Genomic DNA, 8,771 nt, shown 5'->3' with positions numbered 1-8,771 from the left:
CCTGAGCCCACGCCCGCGGCTCGCGTGCCCGAACCCGCCACGCCCACCGTGCGCATCACCAACATGCGCAAGCCGGAGCCCGTGGCTCCGCTCGAACCTCCGCCCCTCGGCGACGAGGACGTGGACGAGCGCATGTTCCCGGAAGAGGGCTCCGCCGAAGGCTGTGCCTCCGGCGAGTGCATCCCCGTCGCGGAGCCCGCCGCCCCGGAACCGGAGCCGCCGGAACCCGAGCCGCCGCCCGCGATGGCGCCCGTCGCCACCAGCCGCGACAACCCCAACCGCTCCCTGCCCGAGCGCTGGCGCGCCGCAGTGGAGACCGTGAAGTCCACGTCCGTGCGCCACGGCACGGCGCTCGCCAACGGCCGCCTCCAGTCCATGAAGGCGGGCGAAATCATCCTGGGCTTCCCGCCCACCGCCGCCTTCCACAAGGCCGCCGTGGTGTCGCCCGGGGGCAAGGCCACCGTGGACGCGGCGCTGGCCTCGCACTTCGGCCGGGCCGTGAAGCTCACCATCACGGACGTGCCCCAGACCCATGACGCCCTCCCGGGCGGAATGGGGCAGAGCCTCTCCGAACAGGACACCCAGACCCGCAATACCCACGAGAAGAGCACCGAGGGCAAGGTGCGCTCCCACGCGTCCGTGCGGGCCATCCTCAAGATGCTGGGCGGCGAAATCGAACACATCCAGGTCTACGAGCCCGAGCGGCCACCGGCCAACCTCCCGGACGTGCCCGCCGCTCCTGATGACTGACAACGCCGCGCGGCCCCGCTAGGGTGCGCGGCAACGTCCCTGCTCCGAGCGGCGCCATGACGGCCCGCGCTCCCACGACCGGGGACCGAGGAAGCACATGCCCGGCATCGACCTGAACTACTTCATCCGGCAGGCGAACAAGCTCACCGAGAAGATCGAGGAGCGGAAGAAGCAGCTGGCGGAAGAGACCGTCGAGGCGAAGTCCGGCGAGGGCCTCGTGACGGTCGTCGCCAACTGCGTGCAGGAGATCCGCAGCATCAAGATCGACAAGAGCGCCATCGACCCCAACGACCCGGGGATGCTCGAGGACCTCGTCACCGCCGCCGTGAACGCTGCCCTGGCGAACAGCCGTCAGCACATGAACGCCGAGCTGGCGAAGATCTCCGGCGGCGTGAAGATCCCCGGCATTAATTAAAGACGGATGACGCCCGATCCGCTGAATCGCCTGGTCGCCCAGCTCGCGAAGCTGCCGGGCATTGGTGAGAAGACCGCCCAGCGCCTCGCGTTCCACATCCTGCGGGCGCCGGGCGAGTTCGCCGTCGACCTCTCACAGGCCATCCGCGAGGTGAAGGAGAAGGTGCACCTGTGCGTGCGCTGTTTCTCCCTCACCGACTCGGAGCTGTGCGGCTTCTGTCGTGACAACCGCCGCGACGAGCGCGCCCTGTGCGTGGTGGAGACGTACTCCGACTTGATGGCGCTGGAGCGCACCCGCGAGTTCAAGGGCCGCTACCACGTGCTGCACGGCGTGCTGTCCCCGCTGGAAGGCGTGGGCCCGGAGCAACTGCGCATCAAGGAGCTGCTGCTGCGCCTCAACGACAGCCGGGTGGAGGAGATCATCCTCGCCACCAACCCGGACATCGAGGGTGAAGCCACCGCGCTCTACCTCACGCGGCTGCTCAAGCCGATGGGCTTGCGGGTGACGCGCATCGCGCAGGGCCTGCCCATGGGCGGCGACCTGGAGTTCGCGGACCAGGCCACGCTCGCCAAGGCGCTGTCCGCCCGCCGCGACCTGTGACGGTGCTGGTCCGTCCCGCGCGCTGAACGCGGGACGGAGAAGACGCCGCACCGGCTACTGCGTCACCTTCCACGAGAACGGCATCAGCACGGTGACTTCCTGGTCGCGGTGCACCGGGAAGCGCAGGCTCTGGGCCTGCGTCTCCAGGCAGCGGCCCACGTCCGTGGACGCCAGCGGCCCGCGCGTGCCCGCGCGCACCTTGCCCGAGGACACGATGGTGAGCTCCACCTGCACCTCGCCCGAGGCCGCCGGCAGGTCGGACTTGTAGCGCTCGAAGCAACCGGTGATTTTCGAGCGGCCGCCGGACACCACGCGCTGGATGTCGTCGATGCCCAGCGACACGGGCTCCTTCGCCGCCGGCTTCTTCACGACCTTGCGGTGGGACGGGTCCTCCGCCCCGTCATCCACGTGGGGCGAATCCGTCACGGACGTCGCCACCGCGTCACCGCCCGGCGTGCCGTCCTGCACGGTGCCCTGAACATCTCCGGGCGTGGTCCCTTCAGGCACCTGGGCCGGTGCACCCTGCCCCTGCGTGCCCGCGGGATTCCCATTCGCCACGGGCGCGACGGCCGGCTGTGCCGGAGGCGGAGGCGTGACGTGGGTCGCGGTGCCACCAGGCCGCGCGACGACGAACGCCACGCCCGCGGCCACCAGCCCCAGGCCGCCCACCAGTCCCAGGACCCAACGCCGGGACGCGGGCTTCACCGGAGGCGCGCTCGGCACGACCTCCGGCTCGGGAGCCTGCGCCTGCACGGGGGCCGTCTTGTTCTGCGCGGTCAGTGCCCTCACGCCCGTGCTGCTCGGGCGGGACACCTGATGCCCGTACGTGTTCGTCCCAGCACCGGCGACGGGCGGCGAGATGGCCGCGAACTCAGGGTCCGTCGGACGCGCGGCGGTGAGCGTGGCCATCGTGGGGATGCGCGTCTTCTCCGTGACGCGCTCCTCGCCGAAGTGGTTGCGCAGGAACGTGCCCAGCGTGGGGGCGCTCGCGGCTCCGCCCTGGAACTCCGCCGCGAAGCTCTCCAGCGCATCCGCGAACTCGTCCGACGTCGCGTACCGGTCCTCCGGCTTGAACGCCATGGCCTTGAGGATGATGGCCTCCAGGCCCTCCGGCAGGTCCGCCCTCAGCGCGCGCGGCTTCTCGAACTCGCCCTGCAACAGCGCGTTGAGCACCGCCAGGTCGTTCTCACGGGAGAAGGGCCGCACGTGCGTGACGGCCTCGTAGAGGCTGACTCCCAGGGAGAAGACGTCCGCGCGGTGGTCGACCTCCTTCCCCTGCGCCTGCTCCGGCGCCATGTAGATGTACTTGCCCTTCACCACGCCCGTGCGCGTCTGGACCAGGCGCGACTCGGCCTTGGCGATGCCGAAGTCCAGCACCTTCACCTGTCCCTGGTACGTCACGTACAGGTTGGACGGCGACACGTCCCGGTGCACCACGTGCAGCGGCTGGCCCTGCTCGTTGGTGAAGGTGTGCGCGAAGTGCAGGCCCCGCGCCGCGTCGATGAGCACCCGCATCACCACCGGCAGCGGCACGTACTGGCGGCGCCGGCCCGCGAGCCGCAGCGTCGTGGAGAAGTCCTCGCCCGCGAGGTACTCCATGCAGATGTAGTAGCAGCCGTCCGTGAAGCCCAGCTCGTGGATCTGCACGATGTGCGGATGCGACAGCTTCGCCGCGAGCCGCGCCTCGTCGCGGAACATCTCCACGAAGTCGGGGATGGCCGACAGTGCCGGCAGCATCCGCTTGAGCACCACGTTGCGCTCGAAGCCGTCCGCGCCCAGCAGCTTGGCGAGGAAGATCTCCGCCATGCCACCCTCTGCCAGCTTGCGCACGAGCACGTACTGCCCATACGGCTGGAGGAGCGTCGCGGTGGAGGCGCCGGCGGGATCCGGAATGGGAACGGGGGTCTGTGCCATCCCTCAAGGTCCTCGCGGTTTCAGGGTGCGCACCGTGAGTACGTCCGGGGCACCGGGACGCGTCATCTTAAACACCAGCAGGGGGGGCAGTCCCATGGGGGCCACCCAAGTATCGAAGCGGTGCTTGGCGTCCAAGGGCACGGCCCGTCCGTTGATGGACAGGCGGGCATCCACGGGCGCCACACCTGAAGCCCGTACCTTCTCCGCCGCCGGCACACCCTGGCGCGGGCTGTCCACCACCAGCCCCACCACCGAGTTGTCATAGACGAGCTCCAGCTTGTTCATCCGCCCGCCCTTGAGGGCCGCGCCCGCCTGCGACAGCGGCGTGACGGACCACAGGTAGCTGCCCTCGCCCAGCTGTCCCGCCTCCAGCGCCGCGCGCGTCTCCGACACCGTGCGCTGCACCACCGGCGTCGCCAGCGAGCCCGCCTTGTACACCGCCACGCGATAGCTACGGGCCTGCGGTTCCTCGCCGTAGGTGAACGTCACGGCTGGGGGCTTGTCCTGGTAGAAGATGGTCGTCTTCTCCGGCCCCTCCGGCACCACGTTGCGCGCGCGCGCCAGCGAGCTGGTGGGGGACTCCGGAGCGAAGTGGACGCTGCCCGCCGCTACCTGCGTGCCGTCCTCCTTGCGCGCCCGCCAGTACAGCGTGCCCCTCGCCAGCGCGGAGACGTTGACGGAAGCGCGGTGCACGCGGCCCCAGAGCACCGGGCGCTTGAAGGCCGCGTCCTGCGCCGCTTCGACCACCGCGTCGCCCTCGCCCTGCCAGGTGAGCGCCACCTCCGAAAGCCCCCGGTGATAGACCTCCGTGCCTTCGCCCGGGCCCACCGCGACCGCCGCCTCCTCCAGCGGCTCCACCTTCGCGCTGCCGTCCTTGCTCACGGTGGCGCGCTCACCCGCGCGCAGCTCCTGCCGCGCCTCGCCCCGCCGCAGCGTCACGTCGCCCGTGTGCGCCGCCACCTGCATGCCGTCGCCGGTGCGGCGGATCTCCAGCCTCGCGCCACCGCCGGACTCCACCGTCATCTCCGGCAGCACCACGCGGCTCTCACGCCCCATGGACAGCTGCACGGCCAGGAGGCCCTGGAGCAGGTTGACGCGCGCCTCGTCGACAGTGCCCTGCTGTCCCGCGCTCTCCAGCACCGCCTCCGCGCCTGGAGCGAGCGTCAGCACCGTGCCGCTGTCCTTGAGTGACAGCACCGCCTCGCCGCCCTTCGTCCGCACGCCGTCGCCGAAGGCCAGCACCTCGCCCTCGCGGCGCACCTTGCGCCAGCGGCCCGTGTCCTTCGCCTTCACCTCCGCGACACCCGAGGTCGCGCGCACCGTCACCGGGATGGGCGCCAGCTCCACGACTCGCGGGGCCGCGGGCGTCACCTGCGCGCGCTCGCGGGTCAGGTCCACCGCGTCGCCCTGCGCCGCGCGCAGCGTCTTGCCGTCCTTGGAGACCAGCTCGATGGCGCCCAGCTTCACCTCCACCCGCGCGGAGTCCTCCGCCACCGCGACCTTCACCTCCGACGGATCCGGCCCCACGCGCGTGAGGCCGAAGGGGGTGAGGATGTTCAACGTCACCTTGGAGCCCGCGCTGTCCGCCTTCCTGCCCGCGGGCACGCGCGACAACACGATGCCGCGCTCCACCTTCATCACGATGCCGGACGAATCCGAGCCCAGCGCGAACCGGCCCTCGCTGCCCACCTCCACCGTCCGGTCGCCCGGGAAGCGCACCGTCGCGGATCCGCTCTCACCGGTCTCCACCGCGTCGCCCGCGAGCAGCGGTCCCTCCACCGCGGGGCCCACCTTGCCGCCGCGCTCCAGGCGCACGTCGCCGGACAGCCCTTCCAGGCGGCCAATGGGAACGACGGCTCCCGCGTCCACCTCCACCCCTGGCGGAGGTTTCGGCGCCTCCTCGCGTTCACACCCCGAGCAGCCGGAGAGGAGGACGAGCAGCGACAGCGCCAGGATGCGGACAGGACTCACTGAAACCTCGACGACGACAGACGGGCGCGTCGCGGCACTTCCGCGCGACTCACCGGCCCCTCGGGAACAAATCAACGTTGAGAATGGCCTGCTCGCCTTCGCGCACGGTGACCATCTTCGTCTGGGTCACGTGCCCGGCCGCGGACAGGGTGATGCGGTACGTGCCGCCGCGGACGCGTGCGGTGAAGGTGCCGCTCTTGTCCGTGCGCGTGCGCACCTTCGCCTGGGCAATGATCACCGTCGCCACCAGCGGCTGGCCGTTGCGCGCGCTGCGCACCTGGCCCACCAGCGTGGCCAGCTCGCCCTTGCGGTCCTGCGACAGCACCACCACCAGCTCCGACGTCTGCCCCGCCACCACCACCGCGGCTTCTTCCGTGGCGCGGAAGCCCGGCGCGGACATCGACACGGCCACGGGCCCGGGCTCCAGTCCTTCCAGCAGCAGCTCGCCCGCCTTGTTCGTGCGCAGCTGCGCCTTGCCCGAAACCACCTGCACGTCCGCGACCGGCGCGCTGTCCTTGCCCTGGACCACCTTCAGCTTGAGGGAGCCCGTCTTCGGCGCCTTCTTGCGCAGGCGGAGCTGGACCGGCGCGCCCTCGGTGGCACCACCGCTGACGGTGGCGACCTCCGTGGCGTCCTCATAGCCGTCCACGCTGGCCTGGGTGGACTGCGCGCCTTCGGGGAGCAGCACCCGCAGCTGCCCCTGCGCGTCCGCGACCAGCTCCTCGCTCGTGCCCGGCGTCTTCAAGGAGGGCACGCGCACGTGCGCGCCCGGAAGCGGTGCGCCCGTCTCCGCGTCCACCACGCTCAGCGCGACGAAGGCCTGACGCGGGCCCACGGGCCGCGACGTCCCGCCCTCGCCGGCCAGTGACACCTCGAAGCCCAGGCCAATGCGGCGCATCCGCTGCTCGGAGCGCAGGCCGCTGGCCTCCAGCTCCATCGTGTCGTGCGCCTGCTGCACGTCCAGGAGCACGCGCCCCGTCCAGCCGTCCCGGCGCACCACCGGATACAAGAGCGCCGCGCCCACCACATAGCCGGACGACGACGCCTTCAGCCCGTCCGCCGCGTGCGCGGACAACGTCAGAGGCACTTCGCCCCGCGCCTCCAACTGCAGCTCCGCCGGCAGCGCCACCAGCACCCGGCCTGAAATCAGCGCCGCGTGCCGCACGCCCCGCTGCAACACCGGCGCGTAGGTGAACCCGCCGAACAACGGAAGCTGCGCGAAGCCGTAGCCCGCTCCCAGCTCCAGCCGCACCGGCCCGAGCGACAGTCGCCCGCGAGGCCCCAGCGAGCCGCGCACCAGGCTGCCGCCCGTCACGCGCGACGACGCGTCCCGCAGTTCGAAGGCCTCGCGCTGGAGATCCACCTGGCCGCCCAGGTACTCCCCCGCCCAGCCCATCAACGTCAGCGCCACGTCGTTCGGCGTCAGACCGCTGTAGGTGAGCCCGGGCCCTACATCCACCTGCTCACCCTGGCGGGACGACAGGCCGTAGCGGAAGCGCAACGAGGCGCGCTCGGACTCGGGGGCCTGCGCACGGGCGGCCCCGGTACAGGCGAGCACCAGGACGAGGACGACGAGGCGCGGAAGGATGTCGGTGAGGGGGCTCGGGCGGCGCAAGGCCCGGGAGAGTATAGAGAAGAGGGGCAGGTGTCCCAACCCGCGATGCCGTCATTCCTTCAAGATCGGCGCGGATCACGGCTGGCTTCTTGCTGGAGTGGAACTGCTTTGCTAAGCATGACGGCGGTCGGTAGCGCCTCGTCTAACCTCCGGGATTCACTCCAGAAACATCGGAGCGCCGCCGTGCGCGGGGCGAGCGAACGCTGAGGAGCGCATACGCCCATGGGCACGCAACTGGTGATGTACGAAGAGGAGTTCACCAAGATCAACGCCGTTTGCGACCGGCTTACCAAGGACGCGAACGCGAAGGTGGTCTTCCTCGTCGACAAGAACGGCCAGCTCATCTCCTCGGCCGGCCAGACGCAGAACATCGACACCACGTCGCTTGCGTCGCTGACGGCCGGCAACGTGGCCGCCATGGGCGGTCTGGCGAAGTTGATCGGGGAGAACGAGTTCCCCAACCAGTTCCATGAAGGGGCGAAGGACAGCCTCTACATGACCATCGTGGGCAGCCGCGTGGTGCTGGTCGTCATCTTCGACAACCGCACGAGCCTGGGTCTGGTGCGCTTGCGCATCAAGAAGGCCAGCGACGAGCTGACGAAGATCTTCGAAAGCCTCGTGAAGAAGACCGACAGCCCCGGAGCCGGTTCGCCGTTCGCCGAGATCTCCGACGACGATATCGACAACCTCTTCAGCGAGTAACCCGGGAAGCCATGTCCTTCATCAATTACTCATCCCGCGAAATCAACTGCAAGATTGTCTATTACGGGCCGGGCCTTTGCGGGAAGACGACCAACCTTCAGTACATCTACAACAAGACCGCGGCGGACACGAAGGGCAAGCTGATCTCGCTCTCCACGGAGACGGACCGCACGCTCTTCTTCGACTTCCTGCCGCTGTCGCTCGGTGAGATCCGCGGCTTCAAGACGCGCTTCCACCTCTACACGGTGCCCGGTCAGGTGTTCTACGACGCCAGCCGGAAGCTCATCCTCAAGGGCGTGGACGGCGTGGTGTTCGTCGCCGACAGCCAGATTGAGCGCATGGAAGCCAACATGGAGTCGTTGGAGAACCTGCGCATCAACCTGGCCGAGCAGGGCTACGACCTGAACAAGATTCCGTACGTCGTGCAGTACAACAAGCGCGACCTGCCCAACGCGGTGACCGTGGAGGAGATGCGCAAGGCGCTCAACCCGCGGAACATCCCGGAGTACCAGGCCGTGGCGCCCACGGGCGTGGGCGTGTTCGACACGCTCAAGGCCGTGGCCAAGCTGGTTCTCACCGAGCTTCGCAAGGGCGGTTGACACTCCGCCTGCTGTCCTGCCCGGCGGGCTGGCCCCCACCGGGCAGCCCCCGGCGAACGATGGTATGACCTCGTGCCGTCGGGCAGAGCCGCCTTCCGAGGTCGTACCGTGCGCGTCGCAACCGCCACCCTCCGTCTCCTCGCGCTCCTGAGCGCTGGCCTGCCCGGGCCGGTGCTCGCGCAAGGTGCGTCCCCCTCCCCTGCTT

The 8,771-nt window shown here is 70.1% G+C and carries 7 protein-coding genes and 1 pseudogene; 5 read left to right on the top strand and 3 right to left on the bottom strand.

The annotated features are described in order from the left end of the window. The 3 genes and pseudogenes from D7V77_RS38050 to recR all read left to right on the top strand — a co-directional run. Positions 1-750: pseudogene (locus D7V77_RS38050) on the top strand (DNA polymerase III subunit gamma/tau); the annotation flags it as partial. A gap of 97 nt (positions 751-847) precedes the next feature. Beyond that, on the top strand, positions 848-1,165 hold the full coding sequence (locus D7V77_RS38045) for a YbaB/EbfC family nucleoid-associated protein (RefSeq protein ID WP_014394799.1): 318 nt from the start codon (positions 848-850) through the stop codon (positions 1,163-1,165). Between the two features lie 6 nt (positions 1,166-1,171). Next, on the top strand, positions 1,172-1,765 hold the full coding sequence (recR, locus tag D7V77_RS38040) for a recombination mediator RecR (RefSeq protein ID WP_120564938.1): 594 nt from the start codon (positions 1,172-1,174) through the stop codon (positions 1,763-1,765). 54 nt (positions 1,766-1,819) lie between these two features. Here the strand turns inward: recR and D7V77_RS38035 are convergent, their stop codons facing one another. From D7V77_RS38035 to D7V77_RS38025, 3 genes are read right to left on the bottom strand one after another with little or no spacing between them, the layout of a single operon-like run. Then, complete coding sequence (locus D7V77_RS38035) at positions 1,820-3,679, bottom strand: protein kinase (protein WP_120581129.1); 1,860 nt, start codon at positions 3,677-3,679, stop codon at positions 1,820-1,822. A gap of 3 nt (positions 3,680-3,682) precedes the next feature. Then, complete coding sequence (locus D7V77_RS38030; RefSeq protein ID WP_120581128.1) at positions 3,683-5,650, bottom strand: hypothetical protein; 1,968 nt, start codon at positions 5,648-5,650, stop codon at positions 3,683-3,685. A gap of 49 nt (positions 5,651-5,699) precedes the next feature. Then, positions 5,700-7,265 carry a collagen binding domain-containing protein gene (locus D7V77_RS38025; protein ID WP_120581127.1) on the bottom strand — a complete coding sequence of 522 codons (1,566 nt, stop codon included), beginning with the start codon at positions 7,263-7,265 and terminating at the stop codon, positions 5,700-5,702. A 222-nt stretch (positions 7,266-7,487) separates the two neighbouring features. On the opposite strand from D7V77_RS38025, the gene mglB reads away from it, so the two are divergent. Next, positions 7,488-7,967, top strand: coding sequence for a gliding-motility regulator GTPase-activating protein MglB (mglB, locus tag D7V77_RS38020; protein WP_002637270.1), 480 nt, complete (start codon positions 7,488-7,490; stop codon positions 7,965-7,967). Positions 7,968-7,978: 11 nt separating this feature from the next. Further along, positions 7,979-8,566 carry a gliding-motility regulator Ras-like GTPase MglA gene (gene mglA / locus D7V77_RS38015; protein ID WP_014394794.1) on the top strand — a complete coding sequence of 196 codons (588 nt, stop codon included), beginning with the start codon at positions 7,979-7,981 and terminating at the stop codon, positions 8,564-8,566. Positions 8,567-8,771: the final 205 nt, after the last annotated feature.

It is taken from the genome of Corallococcus sp. CA041A (genome assembly GCF_003612075.1).
GTDB classification, from domain to species: Bacteria; Myxococcota; Myxococcia; order Myxococcales; family Myxococcaceae; genus Corallococcus; species Corallococcus exiguus.
The sequence above is the reverse complement of the archived record's forward strand: the minus strand, read 5'-3'. Positions and strand labels throughout refer to the sequence as shown.

Bases quoted from the DNA above. Each gene is read 5' to 3' on its own strand.
- D7V77_RS38045 (WP_014394799.1), top strand. From the start codon at position 848: ATGCCCGGCATCGACCTGAACTACTTCATCCGGCAGGCGAACAAGCTC.
- recR (WP_120564938.1), top strand. From the start codon at position 1,172: ATGACGCCCGATCCGCTGAATCGCCTGGTCGCCCAGCTCGCGAAGCTG.
- D7V77_RS38035 (WP_120581129.1), bottom strand. From the start codon at position 3,679: ATGGCACAGACCCCCGTTCCCATTCCGGATCCCGCCGGCGCCTCCACC.
- mglB (WP_002637270.1), top strand. From the start codon at position 7,488: ATGGGCACGCAACTGGTGATGTACGAAGAGGAGTTCACCAAGATCAAC.
- mglA (WP_014394794.1), top strand. From the start codon at position 7,979: ATGTCCTTCATCAATTACTCATCCCGCGAAATCAACTGCAAGATTGTC.